The following is a 21,888-nucleotide window of genomic DNA, read 5'->3' as shown; positions in this document are numbered from 1 at the left end:
GGAATTAGTTTGTTAGATTTTGATGTAGATATACAATCATTTACTAATATTAAGGTAATTGGATGTGGAGGCGGAGGCGGAAACGCTGTTAATAGAATGATTCAAGAAGGATTAAGAGATGTTGAATTTATTGCTATAAATACAGATAAACAAGCCTTAACACTATCTCATGCCCAAAATAAAATTCAAATAGGCGATAAACTTACAAAAGGACTAGGCGCAGGGGCAAATCCTGAAATAGGAAAAAAAGCTGCTGAGGAAAGTAGAGATGAAATAACAGAGGCTATATCAGGAGCTGATATGGTATTTATAACTGCTGGTATGGGCGGTGGTACTGGTACTGGAGCTGCACCAGTAGTAGCTGAAATAGCTAAATCAATGGGAATCTTAACAGTAGGTATAGTTACTAAGCCATTCCCATTTGAAGGTAGAAGAAGAATGACTCATGCTGAAATGGGTATAGCAAATTTAAAAGAAAAAGTTGATACATTAGTTACAATACCTAATGAAAGACTTTTATCAATGGTAGATAAGAAAACAACTTTATTAGAATCATTTAAGAAAGCTGATGATGTTTTAAGACAAGGTGTACAAGGTATATCAGATCTTATAACTAATCCAGGTTTAATAAACTTAGACTTTGCAGACGTTAGAGCTGTTATGTTAGATAAAGGCTTAGCACACATGGGTGTTGGATATGGTAAAGGAGAAACAAGAGCACAAGATGCTGCAAGAGAAGCAATATCATCTCCATTATTAGAAACATCAATAGTTGGTGCTACTGGAGTTTTATTAAATGTAACAGGAGATTCTGAGTTAGGTTTATTAGAAATAAATGAAGCTGCAGAAATAGTTCAAGAAGCTGCAGATCCAGATGCTAACATAATATTTGGTACTGTTATTGATGAAACATTAAAAGATGAAATAAGAATAACAGTTATAGCTACTGGATTTGAAAAAGAGCGTCAAAGAATGGGAATGGGAGCTCAAGGAGTAACAAGTGGAGCTACTCAAACTCAAAGAGAAGTTATAGTAGAAAATGTTGAAGAAAAAGTAGCTGAGCAAGAAGTTGCTGCATCTTCACAAACTCAACAAGAAGATAGATATAATGATGATTTAGAAATACCTATGTTTTTAAGAAGAGGTAGAAGATAGTATTTTTAAATAGAAAAGCACTTATGGTAATTAATTACTATAAGTGCTTTTATTTTTACTTTAATTAGAAAAAATTTTATATATTTATAATAGAGTTTATGTAGAAATAAAAAGTTTTTATAGTTATTTTTCAATATTTTGGGATTTAAAACTCAGGAAATGGAAAAAAATATTGAATTTTATTATTTATAGTTTAATAAATTATGAACTTATATTTAATGAATACATTTTCATTGCAAGAATAGACATGAAAAAAATAATTATAATATTAAGAATTTTTTATTTGGTAGAAAAATGTAGAATAATGAGGAAAAAGAAAGATAGAAAATATGCATATGGAATATATAATGACAAAATTTTAGAATAAGAAGCTTTATAATTATAAATAGGGAGTGAGTTGATTTATGACTGTATATATTGACATTGTCATATTAGAAAATTTTTTAATTAACTTTTTTCTACTTTATTTAACTTTACAGACCTTAAAAGATACAATAATTTACAAGAGAATAATATTAGCAGCTTTTTTAGGAGCAATATATACCTTGTTTGTTTTTGTTCCAGGATTAAATATACTCACATCATTGCCTTTAAAACTACTCTTTTCTTTTGGAATGATTACTATAATATCAGAAAGAAGAGAGTTAAAGACAATAATAAAAAGATATATAACTTTTTTAGTGATAACTTTTGCCTTTTGTGGTACTTGTTTTATGTTTGCTTTAGTTGAAAATCAGTATAATATTTCAGAATCCTTTATAATAAATGATTATTCAACTAAATCTATAATATTCTCACTAATTATAAGTTACATACTTGTTAGTGGAGTTATGAATTATTTTAAAAATAGAGCTATTATAAATAACTTTATATATGATTTAGATGTATGTATTGATTCAGAAGTTGTTAATATTAAAGCTTTTTTAGATACAGGAAATGGACTTGTAGAGCCTGCAACTGCATTGCCTGTAATAATAGCAGAAAGAGAAAAGTTTAGAGGGGTAAACATTAAGGAAAAATATCAATTTAGGATACCGTATAAAGTAGTTGATGGAAATTCAGGATATATGAAAGGGATTAAGATTGACAATATAAAGCTTTGTAATGTTAATGGGGAAACAATGACAAGAGATGCAATCTTATGTTTTTGTGATAATAAATTAAGTAAAGAGGGAGAATATGAAGCTTTATTGTCTAGAGGAATTATATAGGGGTGATTAGGTTATGTTAAATATAAGACTTTTGCTTAATAAGTTATTTACTAAATTAGATATTATGGTAGAACCAATTTATTATGTTGGGGGGAATGATGTTCTTCCAGCACCTCTTAGTAAAGAAGAGGAAGAGGAGTTAGTTAACAAGTTAGGGGAGAATGATGAAGCTATTAGAAGTATTCTTATTGAGAGAAATTTAAGACTAGTTGTATATATAGCTAGAAAATTTGAGAATACTGGTGTAGGAGTTGAGGATTTAATTTCTGTAGGAACAATTGGACTTATAAAGGCAGTAAATACATTTAATCCTGAAAAAAAGATAAAGCTTGCAACCTATGCATCAAGATGTATAGAAAATGAAATTCTTATGTATTTAAGGAGAAATAGCAAGGTTAAAGCTGAGATATCATTTTATGAGCCCTTAAATATAGATTGGGATGGAAATGAACTTTTACTTTCAGATATACTTGGCACAGATGATGATATTGTTTACAATCTGATAGAAGATGAAGTTGACAAGGAATTATTATTTACTGCAATGAAGAATCTTTCAAATAGAGAAAAAGAAATTGTTGAATTAAGATTTGGACTATGTGGATATAAAGAAAAAACTCAAAAGGAAGTAGCTGATATGCTAGGAATATCTCAATCTTATATTTCAAGGTTAGAGAAGAAAATTATAAAAAGATTAAAGAAAGAAATTAACAAAATGATTTAAGAGTATAAAATTAACCTCTACAGGTAATAATTAAAATGCGGAAGGGAATTACTTCGAAGGGGTTGATTTCAATTATGATGATAAATAAAGTAGAAATATGTGGAGTCAATACAGCTAAATTACCAGTTTTAAAAGAAAAAGAAATGAAAGAATTATTGCTACAAATGCAAAATGGAGATACAAGTGCTAGAGAGAAATTTATTAAGGGGAATCTGAGATTAGTGCTTAGTGTAATCCAAAGGTTTAATAATAGAGGCGAAAATGTAGATGATTTATTTCAAGTTGGTTGTATAGGACTTATGAAATCTATAGATAACTTTGATTTATCACAAAATGTTAAATTTTCAACTTATGCTGTGCCAATGATAATAGGAGAAATAAGAAGATATTTAAGGGATAATAACACTATAAGAGTAAGTAGGTCTTTAAGAGATATAGCTTATAAGGCTTTACTTGTAAGAGATAAGCTAGTAAATGAAAATAATAAGGAACCTACTGTATCTCAAATAGCAAAAGAGCTTAAAATTCCAAGGGAAGATGTTGTTTTTGCCCTAGATGCAATTCAAGATCCAGTTTCTTTATTTGAGCCTATTTATCATGATGGTGGAGATGCAATATATGTAATGGATCAGATAAGTGATTCAAAAAATCAAGATGATAGTTGGCTTGAAAATATAGCAATAAAGGAAGCTATGAAGAAATTAAACGATAGAGAAAAACTTATATTGAATTTAAGATTCTTTAATGGAAGAACTCAAATGGAGGTAGCTGATGAAATTGGTATATCTCAAGCACAAGTTTCAAGGTTGGAAAAAATAGCATTAAAACATATGAGGAAGTATGTATAGAGCTCTTTTGAGCTCTATTTTTTATGGATAAATTAAAAATCTTATGTTATTTAGTATTTTTTACCTCTTCTAATTAATAAATATAAAAATTAAACATATAAATTAAATATAATAATTATATGTTTAGGAGGAGTTTATACATGGAAGAAAATTTATTTTCTTTAAATAATTTAAGGGCTATGGAAGTGATAGATGTAAGTGAAGGTAAAAAGTTAGGCTTAATAGCTGATGTTAAGATAGATTGTGATGATAATAGAATATTATCTATTATAATACCTGGAGAAAAAACATCCTTTTTTAGTAAGTCAGAGGATATAGAGATAGAATGGTCTGATGTATACAAAGTTGGAGTAGATGTTATACTAATAGATTCAAAAGGGAAAAATATACTAGATGTTCAAAAATATATATAGAAATTAAGTAAAAAAGAGGGTATAATATTATTACAACTTAGAGAAAGGCGTGGATTTTAAAATGAGATGTCCTTACTGTTCTTATGAAGAAAGTAAAGTTGTGGATTCTAGATCTGCAGAAGATTATAATGCAATTAGAAGAAGAAGAGAATGTTTAAGATGTTCTAAAAGATACACAACTTACGAAAAGGTAGAAGATATACCAATACTTGTTATAAAAAAGGATTTAAGTAGAGAAAGTTTCAATAAAGAAAAAATCATAAGCGGATTAATTAAAGCGTGTCAAAAGAGACCTGTATCTAGGGCTCAAATAGAAGAAATAGCAGCTGATATTGAACGAAACATAAGTAATAAAATGATGGTAGAAATAAAGTCTGATTACATAGGTGAAATGATAATGGAGAGACTTAAGGATATAGACGAAGTTTCATACGTAAGATTTGCTTCTGTATATAGACAATTTAAAGATATTAATACCTTTATGGAAGAAATAAAAAGTTTAATGAAATAATTTTAAGCTATCTTAAAGAGAGTTCTTTAAGGTGGCTTTTTTATTTGTTTTAATTTATCCATATACTTAAATAATATTTAACTTGAATTTAATTTAACAAAGAGTTGAAATATGATAATATGGTAAAATAAGTAGATTATAATTTGTGTTTTTGAGGTGAAAGTTATGAAAAGAGAAATAATAGATAACAAAGAATTTATAGTTTTTAACGATGGAAATATAAAAGTTAGATTTTCAACTGCATTAAATAATGTTAATTATAAAAAAGAAGATGAAGAGGGAAAGAAAAATTTAGAGGACTTAAAGGAAATATTTAAAGTAGACAAGGTAGTTTATGTTAACCAAACACATAGTAGTGATTTTATTGATGCAACTTTTGAAAATTTTAAAGGGGATAGAGACTGTGATTCCTTAGTTACTACGGATAAAAACACACTTATAGGAGTTTTTACAGCAGATTGTGTTCCAGTTATAGCTTATGATAAAGAGAAGGAAGTAATTGCAGCTATTCATAGTGGATGGAAAGGAACATACAATAAAATAGCTAGAAAAACTTGTGAATATATGAAAGAGAAATATGGTTGTGAAAATATTAAAGTAATAATAGGCCCTCACGTAAGACAATGTTGTTATGAAGTAAGTGAAGATTTAGCAGAGAAGTTCAGTGAAGAATTTGGGAAAGATGTATGTAATGGAAGAATGCTAAATCTTGAGAAGTGTGTAGAAATTCAGCTTAAGGGTATTGTTAAAAAAGAAAATATAACTTCTACTAGAATTTGTACTTATTGTGAAAAAGAAGTGAAGATGCATAGTTATAGACAGGATCAAGAAAAGTCAGGAAGATTATTTTCATCAATATTTATTGATTAAGGTGGATTAATAAATGAAAAAAAGGATTATTATTTTTACAACACTAATAATAACATTTTTTCTAGCAATAATGACTTCTATGTACTTAGTAATATCAAATCATAAATATTTAGAGGAATCAAAGAATGTTCTAAATGAATATAATAAGGTCATAGCTTTATTGTTAGAAAATGATAATGGAAATATTAAGAGTGAATTAGAAAGAATAGAATCAAATAATGATATGAAAAATATAAGAATAACATATATCAGTAAGGATGGAAATGTTATTTTTGATACCCATAAAAAATTAATCAATGATAATGAAAGTTATCTTAAGAGACAAGAAATAATAGAAGCCATAGAAAGTGGTTTAGGAAGCAGTGTAAGATATAGTAATGATCTTCATCAAAACATGATCTATAGTGCACTTAAACTTAAGGATGGCTCTATTGTTAGAACATCAATAGCTGTTGAAAATGCAAAAATACTAGATAGCATAAATAGTAACTATTTATTAGTAGGGGTTATATTATCCTTAGTCATTGCCTTACTTTTAACTGTTAAAATAACTAATATAATATTAAATCCACTAAAGGAATTAGAACAATTAACCTCTACTATTGCAAGTGGTAATTTTCATAAAAGAGTAAAAATTAATTCTAAAGATGATGAAATTCAAAGACTAGGAAAAAGCTTTAATTATATGGCAGAGCAATTAGAAATAACCATGGAGAGATTTAAAGATAAACAAAATGGATTAGAAGCCATATTAAAAAGTATGGGTAGTGGAGTAATAGCTTTTGACAGAGATATGAATGTTTTAATGATAAATCCTTATGCTAAAAAAATATTTGGCATAAGCGGAGAGATTATTGGAAATAAACTTGTGGATTATATAACTGATAAAGAGGTACTAAAGGCCTTTTTTGATGAAAAAGATAGGGTTGAAATTGAAGTTAACTATAATGATGATCCAAAAATATTAAAAATAAGAAAAGCAAGTATAATAAATGAACCAGAAATAATAGGGACAGTTGTGGTTATACAAGATATTACAGATATTAAAAAGCTTGAAAACATGAGAAGTCAATTCGTAGCTAATATATCTCATGAACTTAAGACCCCACTTACATCAATTAAAGGTTTTGCAGAAACCTTAAGATATGTAGATGATGATGAAACTAGAAATAAATTTTTAAGCATAATAGATGAAGAATCAGATAGATTAGCAAGACTTTTAGAGGATATATTATGTCTTTATGAAATAGAACAAAAAAGAAGTACTGTTTTAGAAGAATTTAATGTTGATGAAGAAATTGAAAAAGTTTATATGCTATTAAATGATCAAGCTAAGAAAAAAGGTGTGGAAATATTTTTAGATACAAATAGCAATTGTGTTCTTATGGGAGATAAGGATAAGTTTAAACAAATGTTACTTAATCTTGTAAGCAATTCTGTTAAATATACTGAAAAAGGTGGAAAGGTAAGAGTTGAAAGTTATAATCGTGACATGAATCTTGTTTTAGTTATTGAGGATAATGGAATTGGAATAAGTGCAGAGGATCTTCCAAGGATATTTGAAAGATTTTATAGAGTAGATAAAGCTAGAAGTAGAGAAAGTGGTGGAACTGGACTAGGTCTTGCCATAGTTAAACATATAGTTAGACTTTTTGATGGTGAGATAAATGTAACTAGTGAACTAGGAGTAGGAACTAAAATAGTAATAACTATACCTATAAATATATAATTTTAGTTAATTAATACTTTATAACACCTTTAAATTTATAACACTTATTATATAATTAGTTATATATTTAAAAATTTTTTTACTATAATAGAATTAAGAGAAAGCTATTAAAAGTAATCCTCAAAATTTTTTTAGGGGATTACTTTTTAATATTTAAACAACATAGTTTAAAGCTTAATGAAAAAGTTAATAATTAAATTTAGAGTTAAATAAAAAGTTAGTAATTGAAACAAAACACAATATATAGGTATAAAGTTATTTCAGTTGACTACATTATTTAATTAAGGTAATATAACATAGATAGTACTAAAATAGGAGTGAAGCATATGAAAAGTAGAATTGCTGAAGTCTTACCAGGAGGAATTGGTGAGGAATTAGGCTTTGAAAAGGGAGATATACTATTAAGCATAAACGGTACTAAAGTTGAAGATATACTTGATTATAGATTTTTATTAGCAGACGAATACGTTGAGGTAGAAATATTAAAACCAAACAAAGAGGTTTGGGAGTTTGAAATAGAAAAGGAATATGGCGAAGATTTAGGAGTGGAATTTGAAGAGGCCATCCTAGACAAAGCTAAAAGTTGTACAAATAAATGTATATTTTGCTTCATAGATCAATTACCAAAGGGAATGAGAAAAACTTTATATTTTAAGGACGATGATTCAAGACTTTCATTTTTACAAGGTAACTTTGTTACTTTAACAAATATGAAGGATGAAGATATTGATAGAATTATAAAATATAGAATAAGTCCTATAAATGTATCAGTTCATACAACAAATCCAGATTTAAGAAAAAAAATTCTTAATAATAGATTTGCAGGGAATGTATATGAAAGATTACAAAAATTAGCGGCAGCTGGTATAACTGTAAATGCTCAAATAGTTGTTATGCCAGGAATAAACAATGGAGACGAATTAGTTAGAACTGTAGAAGATCTTTATAAATTACGTCCTTCAATAGAAAATGTTGCTGCTGTACCAATTGGAATAACAAAGTTTAGAGAAGGATTAGCTGACCTTGAAATATATAATAAAGAAACAGCTAAAGAAGAATTAGATAGAATAAAAGTTCTTCAAGAAAAATATATGAAAGAAATAGGAAGCCCATTTGTAAGATTATCAGATGAGTTTTATGTTATGGCAGATGAGGAAGTTCCAAATGAAGAATTCTATAATGGATATGAGCAAATAGAAGACGGAGTTGGAATGATAAGACTTCTAAGAGAAACCATGGCAGTAGATATAAAGAATAAGTTAACTAAAAGTGGAAAAGGTAAATTTACTCTTATTACAGGAACATCTGCATTTAAAGAATTAGATCAGGTTTGTACTGATATAAGAGAAGAGAATAATAATATAGATATTAAGTGTAAGGTTATATTAAATGATTTCTTTGGGCACACAATAACAGTTGCAGGACTTTTAACTGGGCAAGATGTTATTGCTCAACTTAAGGATAACATTGATAGTGAGTACTTAATTATGGCAGATAACATGTTTAGAAAAGGTTACGAGCCAGGAGATATAACTCAAAGAATAATGTTAGATGATTTGACAGCAAAGGATATTGAGGAAAGATTGGGAGTTAAAGTTATAGTTTGTAGCTATACAGGGGAAGACCTAATAGACTTAATAAATGAACACTGTGAGGAGGAATAAGAATGAGTAAACCAATAGTTGCTATGGTTGGAAGACCGAACGTAGGTAAGTCGACTCTTTTCAATAAATTAGCAGGAAAAAGAATTTCAATAGTACAAGATACACCAGGGGTTACTAGAGACAGAGTATATGCAGAATCAGAATGGTTAAACAGAAAATTCACAATGATAGATACAGGTGGAATAGAGCCTGAAAGTAGTGATATAATTGTTAAACAAATGAGAAGACAAGCGCAAATTGCTATAGAAATGGCTGATGTAATAGTATTCGTTGTTGATGGTAAGGAAGGACTTACTGCTGCTGACCAAGAAGTTGCACAAATGCTTAGAAAAAGTAAAAAGCCTGTTGTTTTAGTAGTTAATAAAATAGATAGATTAGCTTTAGAAGAAAATAGCTATGAGTTCTACAATTTAGGAATTGGAGATCCTATAACTATATCAGCATCTCAAGGATTAGGACTTGGAGATATGCTAGATGAAGTTGTTAAATATTTTAATGATCCTTCAGAAGATGAAGAGGATGATGAATATATTAGAATAGCTATGATAGGTAAACCAAATGTAGGTAAATCATCACTTATAAATAGATTATTAGGTGAAGAGAGAGTTATAGTAAGTAATGTTCCAGGAACAACAAGGGATTCTATAGATAGTTACTTAGAAACAGAAGATGGAAAATTCATCTTAGTTGATACTGCTGGATTAAGAAGAAAAAGTAAAGTAAAAGAAGAAATAGAAAGATATAGTGTAATCAGAACTTATGCTGCTATAGAGAAAGCTGATGTAGCTATACTTGTAATAGATGCTGAGCAAGGAATAACTGAGCAAGATGAAAAAATAATAGGATATGCTCATGAAATGAATAAAGCAATTATGGTTGTTGTAAATAAATGGGATCTTATTGAAAAAGATGATAAAACATTAAGTAATTATCAAAAAGACTTACAACAAAAACTTAAGTTTATGCCATATGCTAAATACTTATTCATATCAGCTTTAACAGGACAAAGAGTACATAAAATATTATCAACAGCTAAATATTGCTATGATAATTACTCTAAGAGAGTTTCAACTGGATTATTAAATGATGTTATAAGTAAGGCTGTTTTAATGAAAGAGCCACCAGTTGTAGCCTTAAAGAGATTAAAAATATACTATGCTACTCAGGTTGCTACAAAGCCACCTAAGTTTGTGTTCTTTGTAAATGACCCTAATTTATTACATTTCTCATATGGTAGATATTTAGAAAACCAATTAAGAGAAAGTTTTGATTTTGATGGAACTGGTATAGAAATAGAATATAGAGCTAGAAAGGAGTAATTTTATGAGTAAAGTGGCTTTTTTAGGAGCAGGAAGTTTTGGAACTTCTTTAGGTATATTATTGGGGAATAAAGGTGTTACGGTTTCTCTGTGGGATAGAGATGAAAATGTAATAAATGACATTAACGTAAACAGAAAGAATGACAAATATATAAAAGATTTAACTATTCCTACTAATGTCACTGCTTATAAAGACTTAGATGAAGCTTTAAATGGGGCTGAATATGTAGTTCTTGCAGTACCTTCTCATGTTATAAGAACAGCTTGTAAAAACCTAAAGGGTAAAATTAATGATGATGTAATAATTATTAATATTGCTAAAGGAATCGAAGAGGGTACTAATTTGAGACTATCTCAAGTTATAAATCAAGAATTACCAAATAATAAGGTCGTAGTTTTATCTGGGCCAAGTCATGCAGAAGAGGTTTCAAAGGGAATTCCAACAACTTTAGTTGCAAGTTCAGAATGTATGGAATGTGCAGAGAAAGTTCAAGACCTATTTATGGATAAAAACTTTAGAATATATACTAATGATGATATCATAGGTGTTGAAATTGGAGGAGCTGTTAAAAACATTATAGCCTTAGCGGCAGGTGTTTGTGACGGTATAGGATATGGAGACAATTCTAAGGCAGCATTAATGACTAGAGGAATGGCTGAAATAGCTAGAATAGGAATTAAAATGGGTGGAAAAGCTGAAACTTTCTTTGGATTAACTGGTATGGGTGATTTAATAGTTACTTGTACAAGTATGCATTCAAGAAACAGAAGAGCTGGAATACTTATAGGTGAAGGGAAAACTGCTGAAGAAGCTATAGAGGAAGTAGGAATGGTTGTTGAAGGAATAAAAGCTTGTAAAGCCTTCTATGAGTTAAAAGAAAAAGAAGGAGTAACAATGCCTATAACTGATATAGCATACAAAGTTCTTTTTGAAGGGGCAAAGGCAGAAAATGCTGTAAGCCTTTTAATGGAAAGAGATAAGAAAAAAGAAGAAATATAAAATTTGATTTAAAAGAGATAGAAAATTTTCTATCTCTTTTTGTTTTAATTAAAAGTGGGCAGTGTTTATAAAAAATGTTTTTTATGTAGTTATAAAATTATGCTAAGTCTTACATATAAAAAAATAAAAATATTTAAAATAAATAGCATTAATTTAGATTTTTTTGAATAAATAATATTAATACATAATATTAGAAAGAGAAAGTTGAAGTTTAGATAAAGGAGTTAAAAAGTATATCCAATTAAAGTAAAAATATATTTTGCTAAACAGTATACTTTTTCAAAGTTTCTAATATATATATAGTGTTAATAATATTTATAGGAGGGTGTATCTTGGAAGATTTCAATATATACAAAGATATAGCAGAAAGAACACAGGGAGATATTTATGTTGGAGTTGTTGGGCCAGTAAGAACAGGTAAATCTACATTTATAAAAAGATTTATGGACTTAATGGTAATACCTAAGATTGATAATGCTTACAAAAAGGAAAGAGCAAAGGATGAATTACCACAAAGTGGATCAGGAAAAACTATTCATACAACAGAGCCTAAATTTGTACCTAATGAGGCAGTAGAAATTGCTTTAGATGATGGCATTAAGTTTAGTGTGAGAATGGTTGATTGTGTTGGATACATTGTTAAAGGGGCTAATGGTTATTTTGATGATGGAGAATCTAAAAAAGTTCATACTCCTTGGTTTGACTATGAAATTCCATTTGAAGATGCAGCGGAGATAGGAACTAGAAAAGTAATAACAGACCATTCAACAATAGGATTAGTAGTTACTACAGATGGAAGTATAACTGGTATAGATCGTGATGATTACTTAGATGCTGAAGAAAGAGTTGTAGCTGAGTTAAAATCAATAGACAAACCTTTTATAATTGTACTTAATTCATTAGATCCAAGGGCAGAAGAGACTTTAGACTTAAAACAAGAATTAGAAATCAGATATGGAGTTCCAGTTCAAATAATGGATGTAGCCAATATGAATGAAAATGACATAAACGATTTATTTACAAAAGTACTTAAAGAATTTCCAGTTAAGGAAATTAATATAGACATGCCAAAATGGATTGAAAAATTAGAGCCTTCTCATTGGTTAAAATCTAATTTTATAGACATAGTTAAAGACATGTGTAAAAACATATCAAAAATTAGAGACGTTAAGGATCTACTTAGTACTTATGGAGAAGATTTCTTAGGGGTAGCAGATATAAGTGAGATGAATTTAGGGGATGGAACTGTAAGAGTTAAAATGACTCCTAAAAATGGCATCTTCTATAAAATAATAAGTGAAATGTGTGATGAAGAATTAAATGATGAAAGTGATTTAATAGCTTTAATCAAAGATTTGCATAAAGCAAAATCTGAATATGATAAGGTAGCTGAAGCAATAAATAGTGTTAAGGAAACAGGTTATGGACTAGTTGCTCCGCAATTATCAGAAATGAAGTTTGAAAAACCAGATATTGATAAGCAAGGTTCAAAATATGTTGTAAAACTTAAGGCTAGTGCTCCTAGTCTACATTTAATAAAAGCAGATATTCAAACAGAAATTTGCCCAATAATGGGAACTGAAAAAGAAACTCAAGAGGTATTTAAAACATTACTTGAGCAATTTGAAAGTGATCCGGAAAAATTATGGCAAAGCAATATGTTTGGTAAGTCCTTAGAGACATTAGTTCAAGAAGGTTTAAGAAGCAAACTTTATAAGATGCCAGATGATATTCAAAGCAAGATTCAAAAAACTCTTCAAAGAATCATCAATGAAGGGGAAGGAAATTTAATCTGTATTATTTTCTAAGGTAATTAATATATTCAAAGACCATATCAAATTTTATTTTGATATGGTCTTTTAAATTTTTAATGAAGTAATTCTATGAATTTTAGAATGTGAAAAATATATATAAGTATTTTTATAATATATGTATTTTACGAAAAGAAGATTATATTAAAAAATATGCTTTAATTTATTAGTTTTATAAAATTTGTAAAAAGATTATAATTATTAGGGGAATGATTAAGTTATTAGGGCTTATTAGTATTTAATATAAGTTTAGCTTTGCAAAGATTGAATAGAATTATTAATTTAATTATAATAAGCATTGTGACGAATGATACTTAGTCAAATAAAAAAGAAATTCGGAGGTACTCATGAAGAAAATAGCTGTAATTTTTAATGGTGGAACAATATCAATGAAAGTTGATGATAGAATAAAGGCTGCAGTTCCAAGTTTGACAGGAGAGGAAATAATGGCTATGGTAACAGGAATAGAAAGCTTTGCAACAATAGAGTCACATAGCTTTTCTTCATTACCAAGTCCACATATTACTCCAGAGATAATGCTTGAACTATCAAAATTTATAAATGCTTTAGTAGAGAGAGAAGATATAGATGGAGTTGTAGTAACTCATGGAACAGATACTCTAGAAGAAACATCTTATTTTGTTAATTTAACAACTAAGACAAGTAAACCAATAGTTTTTACTGGAGCTATGAGAAGTGGATCAGAGTTAGGATATGATGGACCAGCTAACTTAGCTGCATCAATATGTACAGCTGCATCAGATGAAGCAAAAAATAGAGGAGTTCTAGTTTGTTTTAATGGGGAATTAAATAGTGCTTCAGAGGTAACTAAGGCTAATTCAATGGCTTTAAATGCTTTTAGAACACCTAATTTTGGCCCAATAGGAATAGTTGATAATAATAGGGTAATATTTGATAGAAGAGTTCCACAGGAAGATTTTATACCATTAGAGGTTATTGATAAAAAAGTAGCCATAATAAAATGTGCTGCAGGTATGGATGGAGATTTTATATATCACTGTATAGAGAAAAAATATGATGGAATCATAATAGAAGCTTTAGGAAGAGGAAATGTACCACCAACTATGGTTGATGCAATAAAAGATGCCTTAGATAAGGGAATAGTTATAGTACTTACTTCAAGATGTTTTGAAGGAAGAGTAAGTGATAGCTATGGATATCTTGGAGGTGGAAAAAATCTTAAAGAGCTTGGTGTTATATTTGGAGAAAGTATGCCAAGTCAAAAGGCTAGAATAAAGCTTTTAACTCTTCTTGGATTTAATAAAGATTATAGATATATTAAACATAGTTTTGAGAAAGAAAGATATTAAACACATATATTTTTAAAATAATAATAAAAAATATTCGATAATTATTGAATAATAACTTAGAATAGTGTACAATAACATTCGTAGACAGATGAAAAGTTCATTTTATATAAAAATGTTCGTATTTTTCAATGAGGAATGTTAATAGTAAACTTGATTAAAGTTATTATTCAATAATTGGATAAAAGCTATTTTAAGTTTACTAAACTTAAAATAGCTTTTTTATATTTATGAACTTAAGACGAATGTGGAGGTTTTTTATGGAAAATAAAATTCATGCTTTAAGGGAAGAAGGAAATTTACGTGTTTTACCTGAGAATAAAAGTGAATATAAGAGAGAATTCTTAGCTGGAACAACAAGTTTCTTAGCAATGGCTTATATAATAGCTGTAAATCCATCTATATTAAGCGCAACAGGAATGCCAGCAGGTGCTATAGTAACGGCAACATGTATATCAGCAGTTATCGGATGTTTAATAATGGGGTTTTATGCTAAATTACCTTTTGGACTAGCTCCTGGAATGGGACTAAATGCATTCTTTACTTTTTCAGTAGTTATAGGAATGGGAATTTCTTGGGAAGTAGCTCTTACAGCTGTTTTTGTAGAAGGAATAATATTTATACTTTTATCATTATTTAAAGTAAGAGAGGCTGTTGTTGATGCAATTCCAATAAATTTAAAATATGCAGTTACAGCAGGGATAGGTCTTTTCATAGCTTTCATAGGATTTAATGGAGCTGGAGTTGTTATTGGAAATCCAGATACAATGGTTGCTATGGGACAAGTTGGTCCTAAAATGTTAATAGCAATGGTCGGACTTTGTATAATAGTAATTTTAGAAAAGAAAAAAGTTAAAGGTTCAATGCTAGTTGGTATAGTAGTTTCAACTCTTTTAGCTTGGGGATATGCTTTAATAAATACTGAAGCCGCAGCTAGTATGGGAATCTATTTACCAAATGGAATATTTAAATTTGAATCAATAGCTCCAATAGCAGGTAAAGTTAATTTTTCATATTTAACTTCACCACAGCATGTATTTAATTTTATAACTATAGTTTTCACATTTTTATTTGTTGATTTTTTTGATACAGTAGGAACTTTAATAGGAGTAGCTTCAAGAGCTAATATGTTAGATAAGAAGGGAAGAGTTCCTAATGCTGGTAAAGCATTAATGACAGATGCTATAGCAACTACGGCAGGCGCTTTACTTGGAACATCTACTGTAACAGTTTATGTTGAAAGTGCTACTGGAGTTGAAGAAGGTGGTAGAACAGGATTAACAGCTATAACAATAGGGGCTTTATTTTTCTTAGCAATGTTTTTCTCACCAATATTTGTAGCAGTACCAGCATGTGCTACTGCACCAGCTTTAATATATGTTGGATATTTAATGCTAACTAGTGTGTTAAAAATAGATTTTAGTGATATTACAGATGCAGTACCAGCATTTTTAATAATAGCTTTAATGCCTTTAACTTATAGCATAGGTGATGGATTAACAATTGGAGTTTTAGCATATGTAATATTAAATATATTACACAATATCTTTACTAAAAAGAAAGAAGATAAAAAAGAATTATCAATGGTAATGATAGTTTTAGCGATTATATTTGTAATAAAACTTTGTCTACCATTAATTACTCAAATGATAGGTTAAGATAAAAATAAATTTTATTTAGAATATGTACTTTAAAAGACTTTACTATAGGATCGAGAGTTATTTAATAAAAAATAATTTGAGACTTAGGTAAAGTCTTTTTATGTAGAAGAAATAAGTCTTAAAAAATAAATGTTAACAAAATGTAAAAAATAACTTGTTATTACTTGGATTTTATATTAATCTATATTTAGATTATTTTCAAGGAGGCTCTCTTTATGGTTAAAAGTATGACTGGTTTTGGGAGAGCAACTAGTGAAGAGGGAAAAGAAAGAATATTTTCTCTAGAAATGAAGAGTGTAAACCATAGATATTTAGACATGAACATAAGAATGCCAAGAAGTATGGTTTCTTTAGAAGAAAAAATAAGAAATATTATTTCTTCTAAACTTAGCAGGGGAAAAGTTGATATCTTTATAAATTATAAAGATTATGCTAAAAATCAAGGAGTTGCTGTTTTAAATGAAGATTTAGCTAAGAGTTATGTAAATTCTTTAGAACAATTAAAGTCCTTATTTCCTAATATGCAAGACGACTTAAGTTTATCATTAGTTGCTAGATACCCAGATGTAATAACTATAGAAGAAAAATCAGAAGATTTAGAAGCTATATGGGAAGAGATAAACTCACTATTAAATATGGCTGTAGAAAATATGATTTCTATGAGAAAAGTTGAAGGTGAGAAATTAGCTAGTGATATATTAGTTAAGTGTAGCTCTATAGAAGAAATAGTAGCTTTTATAGAAGAAAAGGCAGAGGTTATTGTTGCTTCTTATAAGCAAAAGTTAGAGGATAGACTTAAGAATTTATTAGGGGAAGTTCCAGTAGATGAAAACAGAGTAGCTATGGAAGTTGCCGTTTTTGCTGACAAAGCTTCAATTGATGAAGAGATAATAAGACTTAGAAGTCATATTAATCAATTAAGAAAAACTTTAACTTTAGATGAACCTATAGGTAGAAAGCTAGATTTCATAGTACAAGAAATGAACAGAGAAGCTAATACAATAGCATCAAAGTCAACAGATTTAGAAATAACCAACAAGGTTATAGATATAAAAAATATTATTGAAAAGATTAGAGAACAAGTTCAAAACATAGAATAATAGGAGGTAGCAAATGAGTATAAAGTTAATTAATATTGGTTTTGGAAACATAGTTTCAGCGAATAGATTAGTAGCAATAGTAAGCCCTGAATCAGCACCTATAAAGAGAATCATACAAGAAGCTAGAGATAGAGGTATGCTTATAGATGCAACTTATGGTAGAAGAACAAGAGCCGTAATAATTACAGATTCAGATCATGTAATTCTTTCAGCTGTTCAACCTGAGACAGTGGCTCACAGATTATCAACTAAGGAAGAAGTAGTTGTTGAAGATGATGAATAAGATACATAAGGATAATAGAGGTGTATTAATAGTTATTTCTGGTCCTTCAGGTGCAGGTAAGGGAACTATTTGTAAAGCCTTATTAGAAAAACACGATGATATATTCATATCAGTTTCTGCTACTACTAGAAACCCTAGAGTAGGAGAAGTTGATGGAGTTAATTATCATTTCTTAACAAAAGAAGAATTTAAACAAAGAATAGCAGAGGATGATTTCCTTGAGCATGCTGAAGTATATGGAAATTATTATGGAACTCCTAAATCAAGTGTTGAAAAAATGCTTGATGAAGGAAAAAACGTAATATTAGAAATAGATATACAAGGTGCTTTAAAAGTTAAGGAAAAGGCTACTGATGGAGTATTTATCTTTATATTACCTCCTTCAATGGAAGAGCTTAAGCAAAGAATAATAAAAAGAGGTAGCGAAACTCCAGAAAGTTTAATGACTAGATTTAAGTCAGCTTATAAAGAAATTAATTATGTGTCAAAATACAATTATGCAGTAGTTAACGATAATGTAGAAGATGCAGTAAAGAAAATAGAGGCTATATTATTAGCAGAAAAATGTAGAGTAGATAGATTAAAAGAAAACTTATTAGAGTCAAAGGAGGACGAAATGCATGAACAACTCTATGATTAATCCATCAATCGTTGATTTATTAAAAAGGGTAGAAGATAGATATTCTTTAGTAATATTAAGTGCTAAGAGAGCAAGACAAATAATTGACGGAGCAGAAACTTTTGTTGATGTTGAGTCAAATAAGCCATTAACAATAGCTATAAATGAAATAGATGAAGGATTTGTAAATTACAAAGACACTGAGGAGAAATAAGAGCTATGAAAGATAAGAAATGTGTTGTTGTAGGAGTAAGTGGAGGAGTAGCTGTTTATAAAGCCTTAGACGTTATAAGCAGACTAAGAAAAAAAGATGTAGAAGTACATGTAATAATGACTAAATCCGCTACTGAGTTTGTAACACCATTATCTTTTCAATCATTAAGCCAAAACATGGTTATAACAGATATGTTTGCTGAACCAAAGGCTTGGGAAATACAGCATATATCACTAGCAAAGAAAGCAGATTTAATGCTTATTGTACCAGCTACAGCAAACATTATAGGAAAGGTTGCAAATGGCATAGCTGACGATATGTTATCAACAACTATAATGGCAACAAAGGCGCCAGTTGTTTTTTGCCCTGCAATGAATACAAACATGTATGAAAATCCTATAGTTCAAAGGAACATAAGTCTTCTAAAGGAGCTTGGTTATGAATTTATAGAGCCAGCTAGTGGAAGATTAGCATGTGGTGATGAGGGGAAAGGTAAACTTCAAGATACCGAAATTATTGCAGAAGAAACATTGAGAAGGTTACATTCTACTAAGGATTTACTTGGTAAGAAGGTTGTTGTTACTGCAGGACCTACTATAGTGCCAATAGATCCAGTAAGAATTTTAACAAATAGATCTTCAGGTAAAATGGGATACTCAATAGCAGAGGAAGCGAGAGATAGGGGAGCAGAAGTTGTTCTTATATCAGGACCTACTTCTTTAAGAAAACCTAATGGAATTAAAGTTATTGATATAAAGACAAATGAAGATATGTTTAATGCTATAAAAAATGAATTTAAAGATGCTGATATAGTTATTAAGTCAGCAGCTGTGGCTGATTATAAAGCTAAAAATTATAGCAATGAAAAGATTAAAAAAACAGGTGATGATTTAAATTTAATTTTTGAGAGAGATAGAGATATTCTAAAAACTCTTGGAGATATGAAAGAAAATCAAATTCTAGTAGGCTTTGCAGCAGAAAGTAGCAACTTAAAAGAAAACGCTAAAGGTAAACTGGATAGGAAAAATCTAGATTATATTGTTGCAAATGACATAAGTAAGTCAGAAACAGGTTTTGCAAGTGATGAAAATAAAGTTACTATAATAAGCAAATCTGGTGAAGAGGTATCTTTAGAAAAGATGTCTAAAAGAGAAGTTGCAAAGAATATATTTGACATTATAAAAGGGCGCTAATTGCGCCTTTTTATTCTATATGAACAAGGGTGATTATTTTGGAGAAATTTGCTGAAGTAATTGTAAATAGTGAAGCTGTTACAATTGATAAGCCTTTTACATATAAGATTAAAGAAGATTTAGTTCATAATATAAAGGTTGGACATAGAGTTTTAATTCCTTTTGGAAATGGAAATAAAAAAATTGAAGGTTTTGTTTTAAAAATATTAGATAATGTTGAAAATAAAAGTATAAGATATAAATCTATATATAATGTTTGTGATAATGAACCCTTATTAAGTGAAGATTCTTTAAAGCTTATTAAATTTTTAAGAGAGAAATATTTATGTAAGTATATAGATGCTATAAGAGTTATGATTCCACCTAAAATAATGAGTGGAAATAAGGAAAAAACAAAACAAGTTATAGTATTTAAAAAATATATAGAAGAATTAAGTGAGCCACAAAAAAAAGCTTTAGAGCTAATTGAAGAAAAAAGTGGTGGTTTCACAAAAGCAGAATGGAATAAAATTTTTAATATATCAACATACATGATAAATAAATTAATAGAATTAGGTTGTGCTTCTAGTGAAGAAGTAAGGGTTGGAAGGGAAAATTTAAGAGAGTTTAAGCCTTATCCGCCTAAAAGTTTAAATGAAGAACAGATAAGAGCATATGATACAATTTTAGAAAGTTATAAAAATATATTTTTATTAAAGGGCGTAACTGGAAGTGGAAAAACAGAAGTATATATGAATTTAGTTAGTTATATGCTCCTTTTTGAAAAGAGTTCATTAATATTAGTACCAGAAATAGCTCTAACTCCTCAAATGATTGAAAGATTTAAAGGGAGATTTGGAAAAGATGTAGCGGTCTTTCATAGTAGGCTTTCAGATGGAGAGAGATATGATGAATGGTATAGGGTTAAAAATGATCAAGTTAAGGTTGTTATAGGGGCAAGATCCGCTATATTTTTACCCTTTAATGATTTAGGACTAATAGTAGTGGATGAAGAACATGAAAGTAGTTATAAATCAGATATGAATCCTAAATATAATACTATAGAAGTTTGTGAGTATTTAAGTCTCCTAAAAAATTGTAAGGTTGTTTTAGGTTCAGCAACCCCTAGTGTTGTTAGTTTTTATAAAGCACTTAAAGGGAATTATGAATTAATTGAACTTAAAAAGAGAGTTAATAATGGAGAACTTCCTAATGTATCTATTGTGGATATGAGGAAAGAGCTAAAATCAAATAACAAAACAATGTTTAGTAGGGATTTATATTTGAAGATAAAAGATAGATTAGAGAAAAAAGAACAAATAATTTTGTTTTTAAATAGAAGAGGATTTTCATCCTTTGTTTCTTGTAGAAGTTGTGGATTTGTTTTTAAATGTAACAATTGTGACATATCAATGACTTATCATAATAATGGATACTTAGTTTGTCATTATTGTGGAAATACTGAAAAGATGCCTAAGCTTTGCCCTAAGTGTGGTAGTAATTATGTTAAACATTTTGGGGTAGGAACAGAAAAATTAGAGGAAGCAGTACATCATTATTTCAAAGAAGCAAAGGTTTTAAGGATGGATGTAGATACAACAAGAAAGAAAAATTCTCATGAGGAAATTTATAACTCATTTAAAAGTAAAGAAGCAGATATATTAATAGGAACTCAGATGATAGCTAAGGGCCTTGATTTCCCAGATGTAACCTTAGTTGGAGTTATGGCTGCAGATATGTCTTTAAATTTGCCAGATTATAAGTCTAGTGAAAAGACATTTCAACTTATAACTCAGGTAAGTGGTAGAGCAGGACGTGGTGATAAAAATGGAGATGTAATAATTCAAAGTTATTCTCCAGAACATTATGCTTTGACCTGTGCAAGGGATAATAATTATGAAGAGTTCTTTAAAAGAGAAATAAATGTAAGAAAACTTATGGCATATCCACCCTTTGATGATTTGTTTTTAATAAACCTAAGTGCAAAGGGAGAAATAAAAGTAAAGATTTTTGCAAAAAAATTAGAGATGTATTTACGTAATATCTTAAAAGAATATGATAATATATTTATATACGAAGCATGTCCTTGTTCTATAAGTAAAATAAAAAATGTTTATAGATGGCAAATTCTAATTAAGGGAAAATTAGATTTAGAGGTATGCTCTAAAATAAAAAAAGGGGTTTATGAATTATCCAAAGATGTTTATAATGAGATTAAGATTGGTTTAGACATAAATCCTAATAGCTTAATGTAAGGAG

General features: G+C 28.9%; 20 protein-coding genes. All 20 read left to right on the top strand.

Features of this window, described 5'->3' with window-relative positions:
- The first annotated feature begins 9 nt into the window (after positions 1–9).
- Positions 10–1,155, top strand: a complete 1,146-nt coding sequence (gene ftsZ / locus GOM42_RS09930; RefSeq protein WP_003449411.1) for a cell division protein FtsZ — start codon at positions 10–12, stop codon at positions 1,153–1,155.
- 404 nt (positions 1,156–1,559) lie between these two features.
- The gene (spoIIGA, locus tag GOM42_RS09925; RefSeq protein ID WP_252597654.1) at positions 1,560–2,366 is read left to right on the top strand and encodes a sigma-E processing peptidase SpoIIGA; all 807 of its coding nucleotides are present in this window, start codon (positions 1,560–1,562) and stop codon (positions 2,364–2,366) included.
- A 13-nt stretch (positions 2,367–2,379) separates the two neighbouring features.
- Positions 2,380–3,087, top strand: a complete 708-nt coding sequence (sigE, locus tag GOM42_RS09920) for an RNA polymerase sporulation sigma factor SigE (RefSeq protein ID WP_003449468.1) — start codon at positions 2,380–2,382, stop codon at positions 3,085–3,087.
- A 74-nt stretch (positions 3,088–3,161) separates the two neighbouring features.
- Positions 3,162–3,935, top strand: a complete 774-nt coding sequence (sigG, locus tag GOM42_RS09915; protein ID WP_003449454.1) for an RNA polymerase sporulation sigma factor SigG — start codon at positions 3,162–3,164, stop codon at positions 3,933–3,935.
- Positions 3,936–4,075: 140 nt separating this feature from the next.
- The gene (locus GOM42_RS09910) at positions 4,076–4,348 is read left to right on the top strand and encodes a YlmC/YmxH family sporulation protein (RefSeq protein ID WP_003458476.1); all 273 of its coding nucleotides are present in this window, start codon (positions 4,076–4,078) and stop codon (positions 4,346–4,348) included.
- Positions 4,349–4,409: 61 nt separating this feature from the next.
- The gene (gene nrdR / locus GOM42_RS09905) at positions 4,410–4,859 is read left to right on the top strand and encodes a transcriptional regulator NrdR (RefSeq protein WP_003449440.1); all 450 of its coding nucleotides are present in this window, start codon (positions 4,410–4,412) and stop codon (positions 4,857–4,859) included.
- 165 nt (positions 4,860–5,024) lie between these two features.
- Complete coding sequence (gene pgeF, locus GOM42_RS09900; RefSeq protein ID WP_003458458.1) at positions 5,025–5,729, top strand: peptidoglycan editing factor PgeF; 705 nt, start codon at positions 5,025–5,027, stop codon at positions 5,727–5,729.
- A 13-nt stretch (positions 5,730–5,742) separates the two neighbouring features.
- Entirely contained in the window at positions 5,743–7,458 is a 1,716-nt protein-coding gene (gene pnpS / locus GOM42_RS09895; RefSeq protein ID WP_025648211.1) for a two-component system histidine kinase PnpS, read from the top strand.
- Positions 7,459–7,784: 326 nt separating this feature from the next.
- Positions 7,785–9,122, top strand: coding sequence for a radical SAM protein (locus GOM42_RS09890; protein WP_003458424.1), 1,338 nt, complete (start codon positions 7,785–7,787; stop codon positions 9,120–9,122).
- A gap of 2 nt (positions 9,123–9,124) precedes the next feature.
- The gene (der, locus tag GOM42_RS09885) at positions 9,125–10,441 is read left to right on the top strand and encodes a ribosome biogenesis GTPase Der (protein ID WP_003458514.1); all 1,317 of its coding nucleotides are present in this window, start codon (positions 9,125–9,127) and stop codon (positions 10,439–10,441) included.
- A 4-nt stretch (positions 10,442–10,445) separates the two neighbouring features.
- Positions 10,446–11,441: an NAD(P)H-dependent glycerol-3-phosphate dehydrogenase gene (locus GOM42_RS09880; RefSeq protein ID WP_110077187.1), complete on the top strand. Its 996-nt coding sequence runs from the start codon at positions 10,446–10,448 to the stop codon at positions 11,439–11,441.
- A gap of 332 nt (positions 11,442–11,773) precedes the next feature.
- Positions 11,774–13,249, top strand: coding sequence for a stage IV sporulation protein A (spoIVA, locus tag GOM42_RS09875; RefSeq protein WP_003458520.1), 1,476 nt, complete (start codon positions 11,774–11,776; stop codon positions 13,247–13,249).
- 350 nt (positions 13,250–13,599) lie between these two features.
- Entirely contained in the window at positions 13,600–14,583 is a 984-nt protein-coding gene (locus GOM42_RS09870; protein WP_003458466.1) for an asparaginase, read from the top strand.
- 257 nt (positions 14,584–14,840) lie between these two features.
- The gene (locus GOM42_RS09865) at positions 14,841–16,238 is read left to right on the top strand and encodes an NCS2 family permease (RefSeq protein ID WP_110077186.1); all 1,398 of its coding nucleotides are present in this window, start codon (positions 14,841–14,843) and stop codon (positions 16,236–16,238) included.
- 218 nt (positions 16,239–16,456) lie between these two features.
- Positions 16,457–17,341 carry a YicC/YloC family endoribonuclease gene (locus GOM42_RS09860; RefSeq protein WP_003449417.1) on the top strand — a complete coding sequence of 295 codons (885 nt, stop codon included), beginning with the start codon at positions 16,457–16,459 and terminating at the stop codon, positions 17,339–17,341.
- A gap of 13 nt (positions 17,342–17,354) precedes the next feature.
- Positions 17,355–17,624 carry an extracellular matrix/biofilm regulator RemA gene (remA, locus tag GOM42_RS09855; protein WP_003458433.1) on the top strand — a complete coding sequence of 90 codons (270 nt, stop codon included), beginning with the start codon at positions 17,355–17,357 and terminating at the stop codon, positions 17,622–17,624.
- On the top strand, positions 17,614–18,264 hold the full coding sequence (gene gmk, locus GOM42_RS09850; RefSeq protein WP_011590947.1) for a guanylate kinase: 651 nt from the start codon (positions 17,614–17,616) through the stop codon (positions 18,262–18,264). The genes remA and gmk overlap by 11 nt, the downstream gene beginning before the upstream one ends.
- On the top strand, positions 18,245–18,457 hold the full coding sequence (gene rpoZ, locus GOM42_RS09845) for a DNA-directed RNA polymerase subunit omega (RefSeq protein ID WP_003449449.1): 213 nt from the start codon (positions 18,245–18,247) through the stop codon (positions 18,455–18,457). Before gmk ends, rpoZ begins: the two co-directional genes overlap by 20 nt.
- Positions 18,458–18,462: 5 nt before the next feature.
- Complete coding sequence (gene coaBC / locus GOM42_RS09840) at positions 18,463–19,650, top strand: bifunctional phosphopantothenoylcysteine decarboxylase/phosphopantothenate--cysteine ligase CoaBC (protein WP_004458142.1); 1,188 nt, start codon at positions 18,463–18,465, stop codon at positions 19,648–19,650.
- Between the two features lie 38 nt (positions 19,651–19,688).
- Entirely contained in the window at positions 19,689–21,884 is a 2,196-nt protein-coding gene (gene priA / locus GOM42_RS09835) for a primosomal protein N' (protein WP_110077185.1), read from the top strand.
- Positions 21,885–21,888: the final 4 nt, after the last annotated feature.

Origin of the sequence: Clostridium sp. 16K-1-R1 (assembly GCF_023921145.1) — a bacterium.
GTDB classification, from domain to species: domain Bacteria; phylum Bacillota; class Clostridia; order Clostridiales; family Clostridiaceae; genus Sarcina; species Sarcina perfringens.
The sequence above is the reverse complement of the archived record's forward strand: the minus strand, read 5'-3'. Positions and strand labels throughout refer to the sequence as shown.

What these genes read in the sequence shown, in the direction of transcription:
- pgeF (WP_003458458.1), top strand. Translation starts at nt 5,025, where the DNA reads ATGAAAAGAGAAATAATAGATAACAAAGAATTTATAGTTTTTAACGAT.
- GOM42_RS09890 (WP_003458424.1), top strand. Translation starts at nt 7,785, where the DNA reads ATGAAAAGTAGAATTGCTGAAGTCTTACCAGGAGGAATTGGTGAGGAA.
- GOM42_RS09880 (WP_110077187.1), top strand. Translation starts at nt 10,446, where the DNA reads ATGAGTAAAGTGGCTTTTTTAGGAGCAGGAAGTTTTGGAACTTCTTTA.
- GOM42_RS09870 (WP_003458466.1), top strand. Translation starts at nt 13,600, where the DNA reads ATGAAGAAAATAGCTGTAATTTTTAATGGTGGAACAATATCAATGAAA.
- sigG (WP_003449454.1), top strand. Translation starts at nt 3,162, where the DNA reads ATGATGATAAATAAAGTAGAAATATGTGGAGTCAATACAGCTAAATTA.
- coaBC (WP_004458142.1), top strand. Translation starts at nt 18,463, where the DNA reads ATGAAAGATAAGAAATGTGTTGTTGTAGGAGTAAGTGGAGGAGTAGCT.
- GOM42_RS09910 (WP_003458476.1), top strand. Translation starts at nt 4,076, where the DNA reads ATGGAAGAAAATTTATTTTCTTTAAATAATTTAAGGGCTATGGAAGTG.
- der (WP_003458514.1), top strand. Translation starts at nt 9,125, where the DNA reads ATGAGTAAACCAATAGTTGCTATGGTTGGAAGACCGAACGTAGGTAAG.
- pnpS (WP_025648211.1), top strand. Translation starts at nt 5,743, where the DNA reads ATGAAAAAAAGGATTATTATTTTTACAACACTAATAATAACATTTTTT.
- nrdR (WP_003449440.1), top strand. Translation starts at nt 4,410, where the DNA reads ATGAGATGTCCTTACTGTTCTTATGAAGAAAGTAAAGTTGTGGATTCT.
- GOM42_RS09865 (WP_110077186.1), top strand. Translation starts at nt 14,841, where the DNA reads ATGGAAAATAAAATTCATGCTTTAAGGGAAGAAGGAAATTTACGTGTT.
- rpoZ (WP_003449449.1), top strand. Translation starts at nt 18,245, where the DNA reads ATGAACAACTCTATGATTAATCCATCAATCGTTGATTTATTAAAAAGG.
- sigE (WP_003449468.1), top strand. Translation starts at nt 2,380, where the DNA reads ATGTTAAATATAAGACTTTTGCTTAATAAGTTATTTACTAAATTAGAT.
- gmk (WP_011590947.1), top strand. Translation starts at nt 17,614, where the DNA reads ATGATGAATAAGATACATAAGGATAATAGAGGTGTATTAATAGTTATT.
- GOM42_RS09860 (WP_003449417.1), top strand. Translation starts at nt 16,457, where the DNA reads ATGGTTAAAAGTATGACTGGTTTTGGGAGAGCAACTAGTGAAGAGGGA.
- spoIIGA (WP_252597654.1), top strand. Translation starts at nt 1,560, where the DNA reads ATGACTGTATATATTGACATTGTCATATTAGAAAATTTTTTAATTAAC.
- remA (WP_003458433.1), top strand. Translation starts at nt 17,355, where the DNA reads ATGAGTATAAAGTTAATTAATATTGGTTTTGGAAACATAGTTTCAGCG.